This is a genomic window from Burkholderia sp. Ac-20353, from assembly GCF_017104785.1.
Lineage (GTDB): Bacteria > Pseudomonadota > Gammaproteobacteria > Burkholderiales > Burkholderiaceae > Burkholderia.
In genome coordinates this window covers 1-19,773 of the sequence record NZ_JAAGPL010000099.1, presented here as the reverse complement: position 1 = coordinate 19,773, position 19,773 = coordinate 1, and the positions used below count along the sequence as shown (strand labels likewise).

14 protein-coding genes are annotated in these 19,773 nt (G+C 59.5%); 4 read left to right on the top strand and 10 right to left on the bottom strand.

The window, feature by feature from the left end; genetic code table 11:
• The first annotated feature begins 104 nt into the window (after positions 1 to 104).
• Both G3N94_RS24985 and G3N94_RS24980 read left to right on the top strand, forming a co-directional pair.
• Entirely contained in the window at positions 105 to 707 is a 603-nt protein-coding gene (locus tag G3N94_RS24985; protein ID WP_241022055.1) for a DUF5677 domain-containing protein, read from the top strand.
• A gap of 69 nt (positions 708 to 776) precedes the next feature.
• The gene (locus G3N94_RS24980; protein ID WP_205795228.1) at positions 777 to 1,463 is read left to right on the top strand and encodes a UPF0489 family protein; all 687 of its coding nucleotides are present in this window, start codon (positions 777 to 779) and stop codon (positions 1,461 to 1,463) included.
• 63 nt (positions 1,464 to 1,526) lie between these two features.
• On the opposite strand, the gene G3N94_RS24975 is transcribed toward G3N94_RS24980, so the two are convergent.
• The 6 genes from G3N94_RS24975 to G3N94_RS24950 form a co-directional block, all read right to left on the bottom strand.
• Positions 1,527 to 4,523, bottom strand: coding sequence for a TrlF family AAA-like ATPase (locus G3N94_RS24975; protein ID WP_205795227.1), 2,997 nt, complete (start codon positions 4,521 to 4,523; stop codon positions 1,527 to 1,529).
• Positions 4,524 to 4,784: 261 nt separating this feature from the next.
• Positions 4,785 to 6,695 carry a hypothetical protein gene (locus G3N94_RS24970; protein ID WP_205795226.1) on the bottom strand — a complete coding sequence of 637 codons (1,911 nt, stop codon included), beginning with the start codon at positions 6,693 to 6,695 and terminating at the stop codon, positions 4,785 to 4,787.
• A 68-nt stretch (positions 6,696 to 6,763) separates the two neighbouring features.
• Entirely contained in the window at positions 6,764 to 8,719 is a 1,956-nt protein-coding gene (locus G3N94_RS24965) for a large ATP-binding protein (protein WP_205795225.1), read from the bottom strand.
• A gap of 11 nt (positions 8,720 to 8,730) precedes the next feature.
• Positions 8,731 to 9,363: a hypothetical protein gene (locus G3N94_RS24960; RefSeq protein WP_205795224.1), complete on the bottom strand. Its 633-nt coding sequence runs from the start codon at positions 9,361 to 9,363 to the stop codon at positions 8,731 to 8,733.
• On the bottom strand, positions 9,360 to 10,271 hold the full coding sequence (locus G3N94_RS24955; RefSeq protein WP_205795223.1) for a hypothetical protein: 912 nt from the start codon (positions 10,269 to 10,271) through the stop codon (positions 9,360 to 9,362). Before G3N94_RS24955 ends, G3N94_RS24960 begins: the two co-directional genes overlap by 4 nt.
• 278 nt (positions 10,272 to 10,549) lie before the next feature.
• Positions 10,550 to 11,527 (bottom strand): hypothetical protein, encoded by a 978-nt coding sequence (locus tag G3N94_RS24950; RefSeq protein ID WP_241022054.1) that lies wholly within the window; start codon positions 11,525 to 11,527, stop codon positions 10,550 to 10,552.
• A gap of 1,042 nt (positions 11,528 to 12,569) precedes the next feature.
• Between G3N94_RS24950 and G3N94_RS24945 the strand changes: the two genes are divergently transcribed.
• Together G3N94_RS24945 and G3N94_RS24940 are read left to right on the top strand one after the other, a co-directional pair.
• Positions 12,570 to 13,403 (top strand): DUF932 domain-containing protein, encoded by an 834-nt coding sequence (locus G3N94_RS24945; RefSeq protein WP_205795221.1) that lies wholly within the window; start codon positions 12,570 to 12,572, stop codon positions 13,401 to 13,403.
• A 123-nt stretch (positions 13,404 to 13,526) separates the two neighbouring features.
• A complete protein-coding gene (locus G3N94_RS24940) occupies positions 13,527 to 15,752 on the top strand; it encodes a ParB/RepB/Spo0J family partition protein (protein ID WP_205795220.1) in 2,226 nt (741 codons plus the stop codon).
• On the opposite strand, the gene G3N94_RS24935 is transcribed toward G3N94_RS24940, so the two are convergent.
• The 4 genes from G3N94_RS24935 to G3N94_RS24920 form a co-directional block, all read right to left on the bottom strand.
• Positions 15,747 to 16,517 (bottom strand): hypothetical protein, encoded by a 771-nt coding sequence (locus tag G3N94_RS24935; protein WP_205795219.1) that lies wholly within the window; start codon positions 16,515 to 16,517, stop codon positions 15,747 to 15,749. The genes G3N94_RS24940 and G3N94_RS24935 overlap by 6 nt on opposite strands.
• Positions 16,510 to 17,202 (bottom strand): P-loop NTPase, encoded by a 693-nt coding sequence (locus G3N94_RS24930; RefSeq protein ID WP_205795218.1) that lies wholly within the window; start codon positions 17,200 to 17,202, stop codon positions 16,510 to 16,512. The genes G3N94_RS24935 and G3N94_RS24930 overlap by 8 nt, the downstream gene beginning before the upstream one ends.
• Positions 17,203 to 17,212: 10 nt before the next feature.
• Positions 17,213 to 17,674, bottom strand: coding sequence for a hypothetical protein (locus G3N94_RS24925; protein WP_205795217.1), 462 nt, complete (start codon positions 17,672 to 17,674; stop codon positions 17,213 to 17,215).
• Positions 17,675 to 18,585: 911 nt separating this feature from the next.
• On the bottom strand, positions 18,586 to 19,773 hold a 1,188-nt coding region (locus G3N94_RS24920; RefSeq protein ID WP_205795216.1), incomplete at its 5' end, for an ATP-dependent helicase.

The following is a 19,773-nucleotide window of genomic DNA, read 5'->3' as shown; positions in this document are numbered from 1 at the left end:
AGACTCGGGGGTTTCTGTCAACGGAGATTGAGTCTCACCGGACAGAGGCGCGGCATTGCTACGAGCAGAATTTCGCTGACTGCGATGCATGGTCAGATGCTGCCATGAAGCAGCTCGCGGACTTGGGCTCAATCGATAGTTCACCAGCAAAGCTGTTCGCAGTTGGATTTTGGATGAAATGCGTCAGGGCTTGCCAAGGCGCGATTCTCCTCGCCGAGCGAGGCTTGATTCCTGATTCGATGACCTTGACACGAACAGCGGTGGAAGCACTTTTTCATGCTGCTGCACTGGTTAACAAGCCAGCGTTGGTTGACAAAATGGTGGCCGAGGACCGTAAACAGAAGCGGAAGCAGGCCCAAGAGATGACCAAGGAGGCCACAATCGACGCCTCACTGTCGGACCATGACAGGAAAGCCTTGCGCGATCTTCTCGAGGAGGAGGAAGCCGGAGCTGCGTTGTCTGCATATCAGGCCGCGGAGGCAGCGGATTTGCTCGCGCTGTATCAAACGATGTATCGGGGCCTTTCTCTGGGCGCGGCGCACAGTACGCTCACAGCTCTCGATCATGAGTTTGCTCGGGGGCGTCAAGGACAAGTCGAGTTGCACTTCGGCCCTTCGACTGAGACCTTGGAATTCGCGCTCGGGATGGTTTCTTCGTGCCTGCGCATCGGAATCGAGAAGATGGCACCACTGATCGAAGTGAATTGAAAATCGTCGGGACCGCGCGTGAAGCGAAGAGGCTCACAGCGCATACTGATATTGCCAAGGGGGGCGACTGTGACTGAAGTCGAAATCTACAGTCTTGAACCGAACGATGCACTCTTGCAAGATCTCGGTTTCGAGATTTGGCTCATGGACGACCATCGTTGGGCGTTCTATGCATGGAAACATTTCTCAGCAGTGTCGGGGATAAATCGGTTTACACTCGTCCACGTCGACTATCACTGGGACAGTGTGAACGAGTTCCGCGATGATGAGCACGCAATCGCAGAACTCCGATCGGTGAATCTGGACGACCTGTACCGGATGGTCAATGCGGACGACCTAATCGGCTTCGACTCGTTCATCGCGCCGGCGATAATCCTGGGACTCGTCAACGAGGTACATTTCTTTTGCCGGCAGGACGACGGTGATCTCGGACTTGACGATGATCTTCTCGGCAGGTACGGCGCGCGGCAAACGTTGCACAACGATATCGACTCCCTCGCGGCTGTTCGGTTCGAGCAACCGGTCATCTTCGACTTGTGCCTTGACCTGTTCAACAACAGTGATCGATGGGGTGAAGGCGATCTTTGGCCGGACGTCGAAGTTGTTGATACACTCCGGCATCTGCGGCCAGTGATCGAAATGGCGGCGCTTGTGACAGTTTCCCTCTCGTTTAATTACTCCGGGTCCGAAGAAGACACCCAGCATCTGGCGTCCCTCATTCTTCCGCTACTGACGCAATGGCGGCACGCACAGTGACCCGTCGAAGGACCCAAGAAAATGCGTTTCCGCATCGTTAGCTGGCTTGTCTTTGCTCACTGACTAGAGCGCGACGCGCAGCCGCCGAGCCCGCTCCTTGAACGCGCGTTCCCCCCCCTCCAAAATCTCGCAGACCCGGCGACGAATACGCGGGTTCTCAAGACCGCCGCACTCGTAGGTGATCTCGGGCAGTTGCCCTAGTCTATGACGGCCGCAGGAGGCGACAATGACCTGATCAGCGTCGGTGTTCACGACGAGGTTTGCATTGTGCGTCACAATGATGATCTGCCGCCGCTTCCTAGCCTCGCGAAATCGCGTCACGAGTTCCTCAAACACCGACTGGGGGTCGAGGTTCTCCTCGGGCTGGTCGATGATGAGTGGCCGGTCGTCTTCCGCGTCGATCGACAGGTACAACAGCAGGAGCACGATCCCTCGCGTCCCTGGCGAGAGCTGCTCGATCTCGACCTCGTCGTACTGAAGACTGTAGCCAACCGTGATGTGTTCCGTGCTGTAGAGCCAGTCGGAGATGCGACGGGCCCATTCGCGGAACTCGAGGTTGTCCGGCTGATGCGCACGCAGGTTTTCTTCGTTGGCCTTCACGAACTCAAGCAACGCGGTGGCCGCTTCGTCTGATGACCCGGTCTGCCAGGCAGACATCAACGTCCCCTTCGCAGCCAGCAGGACCTGGCCGCGCCCTCGGAAAGGACCTGTACGCAGATCGAGTAAACCTTCGCCGGCTTCGGACCAGCCCTCGATGTCGACATTGCGCTTGACCGTGAAGGCCAGTCGCGCCATTGAGCCGGTGTCGGCTGCGATTCTCTGTTGAATCGGCGCGTAGAGCTGCTTGAGCTCCTCCTCTTCCTCGACGATTGCCTCGAACACCCCCGCATATGCAGTGCGGCGCAATTGAATCAGATCGCGTATCTTGGCATCCGCTTCTTGTGCACGCTTGATTTGCTCATCAAGCTTGACCAACGCGTTTTCCGCCTTGGTAATCTTGTCGGTCAGAGCCGAATAGCGCTTGACTTTCGTCTTGTCGGCGCCCACCAGCAGATTCAGGCGGGCAACTTCACGATCGAGTAACGAGAGGGTCTGCAATTGGAGCTCTGCCCCCTCAGGGATGAGAGGGACATTGGGGTCCACGCCTTCGTCAATCACAGGATCGAGATCGGACGGCCCCTGCAATTTGCCGACCAACGCCTTCACCTGGCGCACCCAATCCGCCAAGAGCGCGTCAACGTCCCCCACGAAGTCCAATTTAAACGCGTCCCACTCGGCGTCGGACAGGCCGGTGTCGGCGCGCTCCTGCTGCATTTCGTCTAAAAGTTCCGGCGCGCGACGAATGCGAAAATCTTCGACGTCCCCTTTCAGACTAAGCAGCATCTGATGGCGCCGCTTGGCCCTCTCGACCTGCAACCGCTTCTGCTCGGCGGCTTGCGAAACATCTTCCAGTCGCTTGGCTCTCTCCTCGTTACCTTTAGGGATCAAAGACTTGCGGTCTCGCTTGTCCTGTTCAATCGCCTTGGCCTTCTCGGCGCGATCTTTGCTCAGCCCCGCCAAGCTCGCTTTCCGTGTGCGCTCTTCCGTCAGGTCAGTGGAAGCCTTGCGTAACGTCTCCTGATGTCGTCGGCGCTTCTGACGCGTGCCCTCCAGCCTCAGCTCGAGCAGTTCCTGAAACGTGGATGCGCCCATACGCTCATCCCGCGGGTGAGCGCTGAAGATGACCCGCTCGATTTCTGCATTCAGGGGGTTGCTCGCATCCTCTGCAGAGCACAGTTTGTTCACGAACTGCTGGGAGAGGTATTGCACGTGGGGGCTGTACAGGAGATCATCGACACCCGCGTGCGACACTTCGTTGCCAGTCGTCTCACCATTCTCCCAAGTCAGCTGCGCCTTACAGTTATCCAGGTGCTGCTTAGCTCGGAACACAAACGACTCTTTGTTGAGGTGCGGCGAAAGCCCGTAGCCCCCCGCGGCGACCAAGTCGGCCAACGCTGTTTTCCCAGAGCCACGAGCGCCGACCACGGCAACCAGCCCGGCGTTGAGCGGGATCGTCGCCTTCTTGAGCCAAGGCGCACCGACCACCGTCAAAGACTCAATCGTATGGCTCTGCAAAGATCCGCGGCGCGGCTCCGCCCCAATAAATACCCGCTCCTCAGGCTCCAGACAGGTCTGACGCAGGGATTCAAAGGCGAGATCGCCCTTGATCCAGCAGCGGCGCTGTTGGTCCGGCACTCCCACCGTGTCAGTTGTATGCGCATCGGACCCATGCAGGCAAGGCTTGCGACCGTTGTACTGCTCGTCCAATTCATGTACGGAAAGCGCACCCTGACCGAGCCAGAAGCTGACCTGACGGGGATTGGAGTCGAAGATGATATGGGCCAGCTGCTCGATGTTTTTGCGTTGCGCGGCCCAGGAATCGGCCGAGTCTCGCAGGCCAGAGGTACCGTCCTTCTGGCCACCTGCAACCGCGATCAGCGCATTGCGCTTGACCCATTCGTGCTTGCCCACGGCAGTCTTTAACTGCTCCAGGCTGACTTTAAATTGATTTGCCCCGATGGAGCGGGCCGTCTCGGGATCCGTCTGCTCCGGCTTGTGCTTCTTGCCCAGGCGGATCAGGTCCTCCCGGTGACAGCGGAAATTCTCGCCCTGATACGGGAATTCAAATTCGAGCAGGAAACGCCTGATTCGATCGCAGTGATCCGGCTCATCCGGGGAGAAAAGCAGATGCAGGTTGAGCGCCGCCCCACGGTTCGTCTCAATGTTGAGACGGAGTTCGACATTCGGAAAGAGTAGACCGACGTTTGGCAGACGTCCCTGGCGCTTGAACTCGAGCACCTTTTCATATGGATCGATGCCGAAGTAGTCGGTGATGCCCAACGCTCTGATTGCGGGGTCGCTAGCCTCCACTTTAGAAAGAAATGCCCCCCAAGGATCCTCCCCTCTGTACTGGTCATTAAGGACGGTACCTGGCGTATGAATGTGTGGATCCCAGCGGTGCCATTCGGAGCCACGTTCACTGTGCACCGCATTGTCAATTCCCAGCGTTTCCTCTGCCATGTTGTCTAGCTGCCTCCCCGGTGGCATCAGCGCTCTTATACGCCGCCCAAAAAAACAAATCAGTCACCCTGCCCAGTGAATCGGTACCACTACCACTGCAAACTATGCGTAAGTGAATCGAGGCGTTATGCGCTCTATTGGCCTATAGACTACTACGACTTAGCTATGCGCCGAACGTTGACGATCTCCGGTTTTCGTAATTTGGTCCTGCTTACGCCTCTGTTGCCCCAGCCAGTGCGGTTTTTCCGGCTTGCTGCGGGTTCAGTCACCGGCGCGAACTGCATGGGGTGTGTACCTGCGCCCAGGCACCTTGACAATGACGACATACCGTGGCGCGTCTTCGTTCGCTCGCACCACAGGGCGACACTCGACAAGAGCGCGCATATGCGGTGTGCCCGACCGCTTCGCTTCGGTTAGGTCAAGGACGAGCAAGAATCCGAGCCGGATACTGACGTTCTGATAGTCACAAGTTTGACCCGCATAGCTCTTTGCCAAAGCATCGAACGAGGCGTCCTGCAATTCGCGCTTGACCTCGATGACAATCCGTTCCCCAGTCGTCTTAAGTGCGACATCGGCTCGACCACTCCCAAGATTCGTGGCCTCGATCTCACCGGCCGCCGTCTGCGTGGAGAGCCAGCGAAAATAGTCATCCTGCAGCGCGCTTTCGGGTGGCAGAGCCCCGTCCACATTTTCAAAAAGATACGCGACGCCAGCATCGTCCTTTTTGGTCATCTCAAGTCGGTTTTTCAGAAACCGGACTGTCCACAGCAGGACGGTATCGAATAACTTCGCGCCACGCACGTTGTCGCGATGGTCGGGATGTTGCTCAACCGTAGACCGACAGTGATCAAAGATATCGATCTCGGTGCCACTCAGGTTCTCCAGGCTGGACGTAAATGCATTGGTGATCAACTCTTTGACCCTGTTCTCCGTTTCCGGGCTACAACGGGCTTGCGAAAGTACGGCAGCAACCGGCGCCCAAACGGTTCCTGCCTCAGAAGGGTGACGCGATACCCCCACCGCATGAAACATAGTGCGTTCGATGCCCGTCAATAAGGCATGCGCCTCTGGTATCAACGCATGTTGATGATTTTGCAGAGCCCAGCGCTTCACAAGATAAGCGTGCCCTTCACGGCATCCTATCGATGCCTCGATCCTCGGGCGCAGCAACGTCTCGAGATATCCCTCACGATTTCGCTTCAGGACCGTGCGGCCAGCACTGTATGCGGCCAGCACCTGGCTTTCGATAACAACTGCCGGTTCCCACCAACTGACCTCGTCAAGACTGTCCACCAGAGAAATCAGCACGCTGGCGAGGTTGTTCCAGCACGACGCCTGAAGGTGACGAGCGCCAAGCCATGCGGGCGAAGAATCGTCTGTATGCCATGCCACCAACTCGAAGGCCGCCTTATGAATCGACACGCTTCTCGCTGCCAACTCCGGCTTTGTCCTGTGCCCCGCGAAGTCAGTGAGAAGAGTGAGACTCTCGACGTAAAGTAACGCTTCGGGTGCGTGCTCTCGCAATGACTGGGCCTTCCTGAACCAGCGCAAGGCTTCGGCAAACAAGCGAGCGGCGGTCTCCCTGTGCGGCTCATCAAGCGCAGAGGTCAACGCCGCCATTCCGAGTTCAAACGTCGCTTCGTATGCAGCCTCCTCGCAATCGACGAGGCCTGTCAATACGTTGACTAACTCGTCCTCCCGCCAATGGGAATGCGCGACACCGAGAATCTTTGCCGCGTATCGGAGATATTCAGGCCCATCTGCCAGCGTTATGTTCAACAGTGCACTGAGTAAGCGGAGTTGTCTGCGCCTGCTTGAAAGCGCGAACCGGAACGCCCCCTCCAGAGCAACCGCCCGCGCATAACCAGACAACTCCCCTGATGTGCTTACCGCCTTCTGTAGTAAGGCCGTGAAAATCTCCTCGGCCGCGACCTCCGGGAGGTTTTCGCAAACGTGCGCCGCATCGATCATCTCGAGCAGAACGGTATCGGTTAGCGCACCGCGGACGAGATTACCAACGGCGGTTCTCCATAGGAGCGCGGCATCCTCGCTTGCATGACTGGGCTCACGCAGCAACGCCGCCAGAACTTCGCCTGCCAGTGGTGACGTCGCGACGGTTGAAGATTCCTCAACGATTGCGCCCAAGCCGCCGAGATCGGCGACAGCTGGCACCCTTCCTTCGCCTAGCAGCACATATAGCGCTTGCTCCAATGAGTGGCTCGGCGGATCTGTGGCATCCGTTACCACAGGTATCCTCCGTTTATCGCTTCCTTACGACGGTTTCCTGGAATGAATTCGTGCATCGCAGGTGAGGTAATACCCGCAACAAAAATTTGAAGATGAGGGAGTTCTTCTCGCACGCCCTCCAGGCCTGAAAGCAGTCCCTTGAGATCTTCCGGTGCGACTTCTTGCGCACCCGGTGAATCGATCATGATCAGCCCCGGATGCCTCCCTATGCCGCGCCGTTCGCCGACCTGAATCATCGCGAGCACCGTGGCAACCTTCAGACGGAGACGCTCCCCCTTCGTCACCTTGCTGAAGGAGGTATCTGCGCCGCCTTTGACAAGCAACAGGCTTGCATTGCCGCGAAGTTGAGCCTTCGACAGGCTGTGCATCCCAAAGGTCTGTGCGTAACGCAGCAAACTGGTTGAGACCTCTTCGAGAAACTCGTCGCGCACCGCTTTCAGGCGCAATTCGGTCTCAACGACGATTGCTTTCAGGACCGCCGGTTCATCATCTTCAACATCACTGACGCCGGGGTCGAATCGTGCCTCTTCGAAACGGCCCTCGAGAACCGCAATCTCGTTTGCCAGCAACCGTCGAGATTCGAATGTGCCGAGCTGCCTGATTAGCTCATCGCGTCTGGCTTCTATGCGATCCAAGTCTTCATGTAACGCAACCAGGTCGTCGCCAGCTTGCTTTTTGGCTTTCTGAACCTTGTCGAACGCCGCCTTCGAGGCTTTGACACTAGCCTCCAGTTCCTCTCGGATCACGTCGGCATCTTCAGAGCCAGAGATGCCTTCACCACACACCGCACATGCATGGCTGGTTGCCTCCTTTTTCTTCTTTTCCTTGTCGATCTCATGATCACACCTGGGACAGCAGGTCGGATCAAGCATACGAAAGATCGCGCCAGCCGCCGTGGAGTCCTTGTGAGCCTGCAAGTCTCTGCGGTCCTGCAGATAAGCCGCACTTGCCTGATGCTCGGCAACGGTCTCACGATCCAGTCGCTCCTGCATCGCCTTCTCCCGCCCCCTGGACTCGGCATACCTTCTGCTGAGGTCTGACAATTCGGCCTGAACCGACTCGTCGGACGGCAGCGCACTAAGGCTCGCGCGCTTTTCTTCGAGCTGTACTTGGATTTCCGCCGCCCGTGCCTGTCGAGACCGTGCTGCCTGACTCCGGCGCCGGTTATCCAGCTCATTGCCGGAGTCGACCAGCTTCTGGGCAGCAGTTGCAGACGCCAGCGTCGACACCCAAGGGACCCCCATGTACATCTGCATAAGGCGTGCTTGCGTTCCGGTGGTTGCAGGCAGGTCACCCAGAACAACGTCATAGTTGGTGCCGATGAACATGGCGCCGGACAAGGCGGGCCAACCATGTACCACCGTTTGCCCACTCTTGTCCTCTGATTCACTCTCTCGCCAGGTCGCCAGACTTTCCATCGAGAACGCACGCAGAAAGAAATCCGACATGACCGCCTCAAACTGCTTGTCACTGCTGAACGACGCGACTACCGTTGCAGCGCTCACCGTCGATGTTCGCCGGCTCATTGATCCGCGCGTCCCTTCCCGACAGTCAACCTCGATCTCATGCTCTACACCGTCAAGTTCAAATCGCACCGACGCGTTTTGTATCCACGCGCTCACATCATCCTGAAGATTTGTCGACGGCTTGCCACGCAGCATCCAGCGAACGACTTCAATGATTGACGATTTACCGCGAAGGTTGCGGTCCGTCATCATGCCCCACAGCCCTTCACCGAGGTCGGGCCATTCAAAGGTGTACGCGCCCTTGTCCTCGACTTCCAGCTTCACCCCTCCGAATGTGATGCTCAATAGCTTCATCCTCCGCGGAGCCGGCAATACAGGCGTCGGTACGATATGCCGCGCCGTAAGCACCTCCTCCACCCGGGTCACCGACACGTTGGCCCGGTGCGCAATGGCGTCCAGCCATTCCATGTTTGCATTTGCCATGGTCTCCTTCCTCAGGCGGCTCGTTTCAGGCTGGCAAGCCTCTGACGCACATCGACGCCGATCGGCGGTATGACTCCGCCCAGTTGCGTCTCTGCGTAGGTGGCCTGCTCATATTGTTTTTGTTTCAGCGCCCCGCCTCCGCGGCTGCCGGCGACGTCAGCGATCAAGGCGGCGCGATCCGCATACCATTCCAGAATGGGTTCCTTGATGATCGCATTCTCGCAGACCCCTACTGCCTTGCTGGTCAGGACAAAATCCGTCTCGTGAACCTTCGTCTTGGTTTTGACACCCGTGATCCGCACGAGGTCGCGCGACCGAAGCAACGACAAGGCATCGTCAAGCCGCTCGAATGCACCGAACAGATAGCGGATCATCGGAATTCGCCTCAAATCCGGCTCATCACTGTCGAATATTGCTTCGGCCGCTGTGAGGTGTTGCACATTCCCGGTTGCTTCAAATGAGTCAAGAAGCTCGCTTGCCAGATAGTCGGGATTGCGCATCCAGAAATCGAATGCGTGCAAGCGTGCTTCACCCTTGAAGATTCTTGCGACGGCTGCGTCGCTCTGATCCACCCATTGCACGCTTCCCGCATTCAATAGAAACAATATTCGGATGGCATCCCGATGAGGCATACGAGCGTTCACGCGTTATCCTTTTTCTTCAGCATCAACTGGATCATTGCGAACAGGCGGTGGAAGAGATAATCAACATGATCCACGTCTATGACTGGCCGCTGGCTTATTTCCGAGTGCCGGATCAGATGACTATTTCCAATGCCGTTCAACTCCACCGCTTCGGCCTCAAGTCGGACTCGAAGCGATGACTCCGTGGCAACCGCATCCAGAATGATCTTCACAGACCGCTTCTTGTCAGGGTCCGCAAGCGACTTCAGCCTCTCCCAGGCATCCCATAGTCGCTCCAGCGCCTCACGGCGCAACAGCGGATTCGGGTCAGAAAACTTCGCCCGACATTCATCCAGCATATTGTCCAGCGTGCGATCACCGGTGTTAAATATCGTGCGTCTCAGCTCTTCACCCAACACTGGAGGAAGCACGCGTGCCATTCGCCCCGCTGGCGACATTTCGTATGCCACACCGTTGCGGGCAAGCAAACTGTTGACGTTCGATCTAAACTCGTCCTGCCCGTCCTGCTGGTCAAATCTCAGATGATGGTGCTTGAAGTAGGTGTGGTACTCGCCGAGAACCGGTTTTGCAATCGAATCGAAGACTAATTCGACGAAGTCAAGGATAATCAGTGTATCCGGCGCGAACGGCTGGCGTTCAGAATAATAGTTGCCGTCTTCCGCGCGTGTGGTTTCGAGTGGCCACACCAGCCCTGGCATCTCGGCCCGCACCGCTGCCGCCAAAGAGTCGGAATCACAACCGCAAATCACCTGCCCGTCAGAACACCGTTCCGGAAAACGGAATCCAAACGAGCCGCTATTGACCAGGCCTTGAACCACCGCAACGATCCCGGCCCATACGGTTGGTGAAATCGTCTGTATGGTCCTGGCCCGCGGACCGTTCTCACGATCACTGAAATAGTCGCCCATCGAATTACCCAATCGTCCAAAGTAGCTGCCCGATCATGTCACCGGCACCTAGCTGCCGCAACGCCGTCGCCTCGCGCAGCTCGGGCGCCTCGCTTTCGCAGACCTCGAACCTTGGCGATCGATGCGAGGCCGTCCCTACGTAGCGTGCCAATTCCAACTGGAACTGCATCCGTGACGATAGCGCGGCGCGGATGTACGTCGCCCACTTACATGCCTGAACGGCCGCCACATCCGCTCCGGGGTCTCAGACTCGTCGGCAACACGGCGACATTCGGCTGTTACGCGTCCATTCGGATCACCTGGAGCCGGAATTTCGGCTCGAGCATCAACTTGTGCGTCACGAATGTGACGGCCTTGGACGGATCGCGCGAATCCTTGACCTGCTTTTCCACGCTGTCCTGTGCCCACCAGATACCGAACATGACGATGTCGGTGCCCACCGGAAAGTCCGAAAGCCAGTTCGCGTCCTGGTGGGCAACGCTTGTTTCGAACGTCTCGACGCCGTCCGGAGCGCCGGTCTTCCGGTAGAGCGACTCGCAGTTCAGAAAAGCATTCCTGTATTTCCCCCCCGATGACGGAACGTAGTGCGAGCGCACGGTCGCCGCCAGCGCGATCGGAAAGGCGTTCGTACCGCCCTCCCTGACCAGCATCCATGCATCGTCGTACCGGTCCCGTTCGAAGAAAAAGTCCTTCCATGCGATGCGCCGCGTACCAAAACGCAGTATCAGTTCCGACGCCAGAAACGTATCCGCCTCGCATAACGCGCGGAGGGCGACAAGGTCGGCCATCGTCCGCACGTAGCTCGACAGCCTCTTCTCCGACTGGACAACATCGATGGTGGCATTTCCGCCCGGTGTCCCGGTCCTCGTGCCGGGGCGGACCGACGTCGCTCCGGAAAGCCCCTCGCCGCGCAGGCCATTGTGAAGAACGAGCAGCCGCAGTTCGCGCTTTCCGGTGTCAAGTGCCTTCACGAAATCCGGATCGGACTGCGCGACGATAGCCGTCAACCTTCCAGGCGCGTCATAGCGGCATCCGGCAACATGTTCGGAATCACTGGTCAGGCCGATGTAGGCGGGCACATCGATCGGCTCGATGCGGTTCGAACGGTTCTGCTGGTAGCGATGCACGAAACGCACCGCACATCCGCACGGCGGATGATCACAGACAAGATCCGGTATCTCACGCTGCGCGTCGTGAAGCGCCTGCAATGCCTCGACTGTCCATGCATTTCCCCGGCGGTCCAGTGCAGACCGCATCCTGATTCCTTTTCCCATCTTTCTTAATCTTTTACTGTCAGGTGCATGCATGTTATCTCATCAAGACCCGATTGTGCGCGCAGCAGCAATGTTGAAATGGCCCCTGCGGCGAAGACCCTGCGCGGTAACCCGTAAAACTGCGCATCAACAGCGCACCGGAGCTAGCCAGGCAGCGCGCAAGCCATGCAAATCGCCCTGAAAAGAGATGCGAAATCCATTGAGATACCGGACTGGGCCCCGGATTTATGCAATTGCCCGGATTATTTGCCGGATTACAGATCCGTAAGGCGTGCATTCCTCACCGCGCTCAGAGGACGCGCTTTTGATCGTCCCCGCACTTATGCGTGTTGCATGAGAAGGCGCTGCGGCGACGGCCGCTGGGCGTGAGACGGATGGGCTCCGGGAGACGGACGGCCCTCGATGGGCCAAGAAGGCGGGTCGAGACTTTGCCGCGTACGCATCCGGCCTGACACTAGCAGTGCACAGCGCGGCAGACACGGTAACCGGGCATTAGCAGCTCCTTCGTTTCAGACCTGTGGCCTCGCCCGCTGTCAGTGGATTGCGACTGCCGTTCGCGCTAGCGATGCCACGCGTGTCACCGTCCGGCACCTCCCGCCGCCCACGCGTCGGGACCGGGCTTTCGCGCTGCGCGTCGAGCCGCGTCCCGCGTCTCAATCCTGTCGGGCATCAATCGCTGGTGCAGCAGTCAACCCCGCTCATCTTCCAGCCTTCCAGTTGTTCCCCTGCCCGGTCAACTCGCGGCATGGCATCCACCCGGCTCCCAGGTTTCCGCCCTCGACCCGCGACCGTAGCCGATAGCGGACAGACGTCAAGGGGCGAGGGACCGTGTTGCCCGCACCCCTCCCTCGCCTTTTTCCTTGACGTCTGTCCGCTATCGGCTCCTCAAATCGCACGGGCGGAAACCCGGGAACCTGGCGACAGCAAGGCCAACCCCGAGTTCCACCGGGAGGTGTTCAGCCGCAACGGCAAGTCACATCCCCTCGCCCGGTTCAAGTCCTCAACCTTGACTCTGGAGATTGCCATGCAACTCGCTTCTTCTTTCCGTTACGGCTCCCCGATGCTGCGCGCTGACTCGCCCCTGTCGGACGATCAGATTCGCCGCGTTGCCCCGTCCATCTTCGCGGACGGCAAGCACGAAAGCCGCTCCGAACGCTACACCTACATTCCGACCATCGACGTGCTGCGCGGCCTGCGTAATGAAGGTTTCCAGCCTTTCATGGTCTGCCAGACGCGCGTGCGGCAAGACGACCGTCGCGAGTACACGAAACACATGCTTCGGCTTCGTCACGCTGACCAGATTACCGGCGAGGAAGCCAACGAAATCGTGCTGCTGAACTCGCACGATGGCACCAGCAGTTACCAGATGCTCGCGGGCATGCTGCGCTTCGTCTGCCAGAACGGCATGGTGGCGGGCGACAACGTCGCCGATATCCGCGTCCCGCACAAGGGCAACATCGTCCAGAACGTGATCAACGGTGCATTCGACGTGCTCGACGGTTTCGACCTGATCCGCGAGCAGAAGGAAGGCATGCGCGCTGTCACGCTCGACCGTGATGAACAGCATGCGTTCGCCCGCTCCGCACTCGCGCTGCGCTACGACCCGACCGACGCGGAGGCCCCGGCCCCTGTCACCGACAGCCAGTTGCTCGCCCCGCGCCGCTTCGAGGATCGGCGCGACGACCTCTGGACCGTCTTTAACCGCATTCAGGAAAACCTCACCAAGGGCGGGCTGCATGGACGCTCACGCACGGGTCGCTCGATGTCCACACGGCCTATCACCGGCATCGACCAGAACGTGAAGCTCAACCGCGCCCTCTGGATGCTCGCGGACGCAATGCGCCAGATGAAAGCGTAGCCACGACAGGGGCGGGAAAGCCGCCCCTTCTTTTCATCTATCAGGACTCCTATCCGGGTCCAATCCTGACAGAATCCGGTAGTGCCGACCCGGAACTTTCATTTCAACTTTCTGGAGTCAGTCATGCAAGCCAAATCCGAAACCACTATGGTCGACACCGCCGAACAAGCTACCATGCTCGAAACCCACTTCGGTAACGAGCAGCCCATCGTGACCGTGCCGTATTCCAGCCTGCGACCGTCGCCCCTCAATGCGCGCACGAAACCCCTGTCGGGCATTCCCGGCCTTGCCGCCAATATACGGGCAAAGGGTCTGCTGCAAAATCTCGTCGTCCACGAGATCAAGGGATCGCGCGGCAGGCAGCGCAAATATGGCGTGTGTGCCGGTCAGCGCCGCGAAGCCGCCCTCGACCTCCTGTTCGAACAGAAAGACATCGCCGCCGACTACCCGGTCCCCGTGCGCATCGTCAGTGAAGGCGAAGCCCTCGCCGTTTCTCTGATCGAAAATACCGAGCGCGAAGGACTCGATCCGTTCGACGTGCTGCGCGCATACCGGATGCTGGCCGAGGAAGGGCGAAGCGTCGATTACATCGCCGCGCTCTTTTCGGCCTCGCCGCTCACGGTCAAACGGCGCATGAAGCTCGCCAGCGTATCTCCAAAGCTGTTGGCCCTGCTGCGGGAGGACGCGATCACACTCGACCAGCTTGCCGCAATCGCCCTTGCGGACGACCATGAAACGCAGGAGCACATCTGGTTCGATGCGAGCGAGTGGCAGCGCCAGACCAACTATCTGCGGCAGGCGATCACGCGGGCCGAAATCGACACGAGCCGCAGCCGCCTTGTGCGCTTTATTGGCCTCGACACCTACGAAGCAGCAGGCGGGTATGTACGCCGTGACCTCTTCAGTGACGACGGGAATGCGGGCTACATCGCCGATGCCGAACTGCTGCAGCGGCTCGTCGCACGGAAGCTCGACGTAGCCGCAGAAGAAGTGCGCGCCGCGGGTTGGTGCTGGACAGAAACCCGCGTCGAGCGCGACGTGCTGGAGCTTAACCGCTACGGCAAGCTGCGCCCTATCCAGCGCCCCTTTACTGACGACGAACAGCGTGAGATGGACGCGCTCACCGCGCAGCAGGACAAACTGGCCGAGAATCTGGAAGCACTCTCCGAGGACGATGAAAATGCATATGAGGAAGCTGACCGCCTCGAGGCTGAAATCGGACGGGTCAACGCAGAGATAATCGCGCTAGAAGGCCGCGCCATGGTGTGGGGTACACAGCAGATGGCTGAGGCGGGCGCGTTCGTAATCATCGATCCACAGGGAAAACTGCTCATCGAGCGCGGTCTCGTGCGGCGCGAGAACAGTGCGGTGCTGGACGCGGAGGGTGCGACTGTTACCGGCACACCGGAGGCGCAAGCTGCGGACCCGGCAGATGGTCCTGTACCGAAGATCAAACCCGTCCACAGCGGAAAACTCTGCCAGCGACTCACCGCGCACCGCACCGTCGCCATCCACGCCGAACTAGTCGCGCAGCCCTCCGTCGCGCTCGCCGCTCTGTTACGGCATCTCGTTCCGCAGGCGCTGCCCGAGCACTACGGCTACACGTCCGCGCGCGATTATCTGGCGCTATCTGGCGACAACAATCGCGACAGCCTGCTGCGCGCGGCGGACGACCTGCCCAGCAGTGCTGCATGGAACACGATTGAGGCACAACGCGCTCGATGGGTCGCCGAGTTGCCCGCGAAACGCGCCGACCTGTTGCCGTGGCTCGCGAAGCAGGATCCCGGGACGACGCTGCTCGACCTACTTGCCTTCTGCACCGGCACCCTGCTCGACGGCATCGTCGACGAAGAAAAGCCGCAGGCGATCAGCGCGCTCGCGGGCGCGCTGAACCTCGACATGACCCGGTACTGGACGCCGACCCGCGCCACGTATTTCGATCACGTCAGTAAGGCGCGCATCGGGGAAGTCGTGTCCGCAGCTGTGTCGCCCAAGGTTGCCGCCGACCTCGGAAAGATGAAGAAGGCAGACGCCGCTGCCGCAGCCGAACTACGTCTGGCGAAGGTCGCCTGGCTCCCGGAAATCCTCACCGATACGGAAATCCCGGTCACGCCGTCATGGGAAGCGCGCGACGACGAGGACGGGAACGCCGGGGAGGACGAACACGGCCCGGACACCAGCAATGGTTCTGACGAGGCGCAGGACGACGACGAAGGTGCCTCCGAGCCCGGAAGCAATCACAGTGGCATCAACAACACGGCTTGCGATGTGGCCGTGGCTCCCGCCTCAGCCGGTACGCAGCCGCCGTGGCCCTTTCCGACCGCTGCCGGCCTCGCGCGTGCTTCATGATGCCCTGGCGTTCATGAAAGGCGACACCAACGAAGTATGACCCGTGCGGGCAGACGGCAAACCGTCTGCCCGCACCGGATGACTGCCGGTGTACCGCCCCGCCAGCCCACCCACTACCGCCGCGAGCAGAATCACGATCAGCGTTCCGACCACCAGTGCGCGGAACGCCTTCGTCATCCGTCTCGCGGCTATCTGGTCAACCTTCGCGGCACGCGCCGCTGCCGCGCTCATCTCCCGCTCAAACAGAGCTACCGCTGCGTCGAGCTGCTGCCGATGCTCACGCAACGCGACGGCTACCGTGCCCACTACCCGGTTTCCCGCGATGCGCGCAATCTGGTCAGCGGCGCGCCCCACCTGCGTGACCAACGCCTGTTCATTCAGTGATGCGAGCGTCGCGCGATACCTCGCCTCGTGTTCAACGGCCATGCGTTCCGCGAGTTCGATGGTCGCCTTGCAGCGCGCGAGCGCGTCGCGGTGCTGCGCCATTAGCGCGTCCGTCGCCTCACGTGCCTCCTCCCGCACCGCGTCCAGTTTACCGTTGCCTGCCTGCTCGATGCGCTCCGGCATCGCTTCGTAAAGCCGCGCATAGTATTCGAGCACCGCAAGCACCGACCACAGCGCATCGTTGTCGCGCAGATTCAGGGCCACTGACACCCGGCGCATACGCAGCAGGCTCGCGTCGTCCGGCTTCTCCCCGGTGACGTCATAAAAGAGCCGGCCGAGAGGATCGACAGGACGTCCGCGCCGCGCCCGCCGCTCAGGCATTGCCCGTCACCCCGGCGAACATCGCGTCATAGAGCGCCCGCCAGCGCAGCAGTTCCGCGCGCTGCCCGATGGGTAACGACTCCGCCGCCTTGCGCACCGACAGGCGCTGACTACGCAGATCGTCCGCCACGCGATCCGCGAGTTCGGGAAAGTCGAGCGACTTGCCCTTCGCCTCGACACTCTTGCGGATCTTTGAGTCCTGATACAGCACGAACCTGTCCGGTGTGCCGTAGTGGCCATTGCGCACAACGTGCGTCATCGCGTCCGGGAAGGTTTCACCGAACTGACGCAGCAGTTCCAGACTGTCGCGCTGTCGGTTGATCACCCAGAACACGACGAGCCGTCTGCCAAGCTCGCCCAGCGTGCTGGCCAGCGTCGCGCCGTAGCGGGCGACGCCATCCTGGTTGCGGGCTGCCGTGCTGACCACCACAACCGCGTCGCGATGCTCATCGCAGTAGTTCACGAAGTTGATCCACCCGTCCGCCTCGTCCAGATCGAATGCGGCGCAATCAATCTCGCACTGCACGGCCTTCATCACGTCAGGGTTTGACGTGTCATTCTCAACCAGCACGGGCTTGACGCCGCGCCGCTGCAGATGATCGACCAGCGCGAGCGCGACGAGGCTCTTGCCAACGCCGCCCTTGCCGCCGCCCACGAGATAGATGGGATTGACTGCCGTATCCATCGCGACTCCTCTACAGATCGTCGGTGTCGGGCCGGATCGCAAATCCGAGTGCACCCTGCACTGGCCCGGATTGCGGTCTGGCTTCCGTCTTTCCCCCATCCTTGCGAACATGCTTTGTCTGAGACGTCGCATCCTGCGCGCGCGATTGCGCCGTGAACACCTTCTCAGCACCAGGCGCGCGTGCACCTGATGCTGGCCGCGCAACACCACCTGCGCTACCGCCTTTCCCGGTCGAGCGCAGTGCATAGCGAATCGTCCCAGCCGTGATGTCGAGTCCTTGCTGCTGCGCCTGCTCCGCGATCTGCTCCAGCGTATAGCCCTTCGCCTGCGCAGTCCGCACACGCACACGCATGTCCTTCATCGCATCGCGCACCGTCACGCCACGTTCGGTATCCGGCTTCTCCGGCAGCTCGTCGAGTGCGCGACCAAACGCCTCCCATTGCGACTTCGTATAGACCTTCGCAACAGGCATCGTTACCCTCCTGAACATCGGCTACGCATCGCTGTGACACCATCGTGCGCACGTCCTGAGCACGCGTCAACACGGTTTTTGCGCACGACTTGCCCGCGCAGGAACACACCGGAAGCGAAGGGAATGTAGGAGAACAACGCACCTTTTTTGCGTATGTGGCGCGCACGCGACACGCTTCAACAACGCATCTAGGAGCGCCGGGGTAACGCTTGCCGTTCACTTCGGAGACCATCACCTTGACGCCGGATTGTGGTTTCGGTTGTGTCACATGTAGGCATGCAGACTGTACACGCCTAGCCGGGAACTGCTCATGGTGTTTCGCTCTCGTCTGCGCGTTCGATGCTCGCCCCATAGCGCACCGCTTGAATCGCACCGTCCACATCCTTTCACTCGCTCCGAGCGTTGCATAGGCTCCGAGCACACTCTCTCGTTTTGTATTTTCGTGCGCCGCGTGAAGCGCATCGATCAGCACATATACCCAGCAAACCATTCGAATTTTTGTGAGCACCCAACGCACGGCAGCGCGCACACTTCACACATTGGGTTCGCCACTGGTCACAGTTCATGACACACTGGTTGCGCATCCCTTAACACATCGTTTTGCGCAATGCGTTGACTCAGACATAACCCCACGTCGCATCGTCATCGCAAGGACAACGCACGCAGTTCTCCACGGCACGATCGGCCGTTTACTCGAAGGCAGAAACCTCTGCGCACGGCGTTTACTCTGGACCACAAAAAAATGCACAGAAAACAAGGGATGGCAGGATAGGCCACCGCCGGTTTGGGGCGCCGTCTGCGATACAAACCTGCCGCCTGCAGTGTCACGGTACAGCCTAGGCCTGGGAACGACTCGGGCGCATGCAATGCGCCACCATGCCGTGTGCGCAGACGTTACCTACATCAATGTGCTACCAAGTAATCGGCGTGGGCGCCGTTCCGTTTCGACCCAGAAACTGCGAAGGTGCGCCATTCTTTTGCTGCCCTTGCTTGTTGATTCGCGCAGTTGAGGTCAGCAGCACGCAGGCCTGGATGGCTCTCGTGATTCCTACGTAATGCAGGTTCAGGCATTGCTGTTCGTTCTCGAAAACCACCTCGAAGCTTCCGTCGATATAGAGACGTGCCGGAATGACGTGATCGTACAAATCCGCGTGAAAAACGAGATCGAACTCCAGGCCTTTGGCCTTGTGCAACGTCATAATTTGAACGGCATCGCTGGCAGGGCTCGCAAAACGCCGACGCAAGCTATAGTCCGCACAGATGGTTTGCAATTCTGTCGCGCCGACAAGCGAGGGCGGCTGTCCGAGCAGGCATGCGCCCGCCTCCATCACCGCAGCGCCCAAATCGTCGTCGGCACACGTCCGGCAGCGCAACAGTGTCTGACGTAATGTGCGAGTCGCTGCGGCGCCGATCCCCGACATTCCTCTACGTTCAAGCAATGCCTGTGCCGTCAGGTGTGGATTGAAGCGCAGTTTCAGCAGGTCCGAGAAGACGGCCGCCTCCCCCGATGGTGTGTTTGTGAAAGGGCTGTCTTCGAAGAGATAGTGCGTAAGGCTGAGGTGCTCTGCGATGAGCCGGGCAGAATGCTGATGTCGGCACAACACGGCCACTCGGCCGGCCGCAGCAACCCCGAAATGCGACATCAAATGTGGGATCGCCGTTCGCAGCCATTGCGCAATGGCAATCTGGTCCCCAGCTACCGTCTTCAGGAAGACGCGCATGTCGGAAGTCGGTGCCACCACGTGATTTGGATCGAGCAGACGTAGGGAAAAATCGGTGATCGATGGATGGCTGCGGAAGTTCCTGGTTACGGGGAAAGGAGTGAAGCCGCTGCCCGGCTGCGTCAAGGCAAGCAAGTATTGCGGGTCCTTCTGGGCAAAAGCGAAGATCGATTGATCGCCGTCGCCGACGGCGACGGCGATCAGACCTTTCGCCTTCAGCTTCAGGAAAAGCTGGTGCTGAAAATAGCCGCTAAGTGTGTTGAGTAAACGGATTTGAAGATCATGCGTTAGGAATGCAGACCATGTGATGGGAACTGCGAACCTATGCGATGCGAGTTGCGACTGACCGAAGTGGAGAAGCTGACCTTGGAACAACTG

Excerpts from the sequence above, each read along its gene's own strand:
- G3N94_RS24985 (WP_241022055.1), top strand. The coding sequence starts at position 105 with ATGAAGCAGCTCGCGGACTTGGGCTCAATCGATAGTTCACCAGCAAAG.
- G3N94_RS24975 (WP_205795227.1), bottom strand. The coding sequence starts at position 4,523 with ATGGCAGAGGAAACGCTGGGAATTGACAATGCGGTGCACAGTGAACGT.
- G3N94_RS24965 (WP_205795225.1), bottom strand. The coding sequence starts at position 8,719 with ATGGCAAATGCAAACATGGAATGGCTGGACGCCATTGCGCACCGGGCC.
- G3N94_RS24955 (WP_205795223.1), bottom strand. The coding sequence starts at position 10,271 with ATGGGCGACTATTTCAGTGATCGTGAGAACGGTCCGCGGGCCAGGACC.
- G3N94_RS24950 (WP_241022054.1), bottom strand. The coding sequence starts at position 11,527 with ATGCGGTCTGCACTGGACCGCCGGGGAAATGCATGGACAGTCGAGGCA.
- G3N94_RS24945 (WP_205795221.1), top strand. The coding sequence starts at position 12,570 with ATGCAACTCGCTTCTTCTTTCCGTTACGGCTCCCCGATGCTGCGCGCT.
- G3N94_RS24940 (WP_205795220.1), top strand. The coding sequence starts at position 13,527 with ATGCAAGCCAAATCCGAAACCACTATGGTCGACACCGCCGAACAAGCT.
- G3N94_RS24935 (WP_205795219.1), bottom strand. The coding sequence starts at position 16,517 with ATGCCTGAGCGGCGGGCGCGGCGCGGACGTCCTGTCGATCCTCTCGGC.
- G3N94_RS24930 (WP_205795218.1), bottom strand. The coding sequence starts at position 17,202 with ATGGATACGGCAGTCAATCCCATCTATCTCGTGGGCGGCGGCAAGGGC.
- G3N94_RS24925 (WP_205795217.1), bottom strand. The coding sequence starts at position 17,674 with ATGCCTGTTGCGAAGGTCTATACGAAGTCGCAATGGGAGGCGTTTGGT.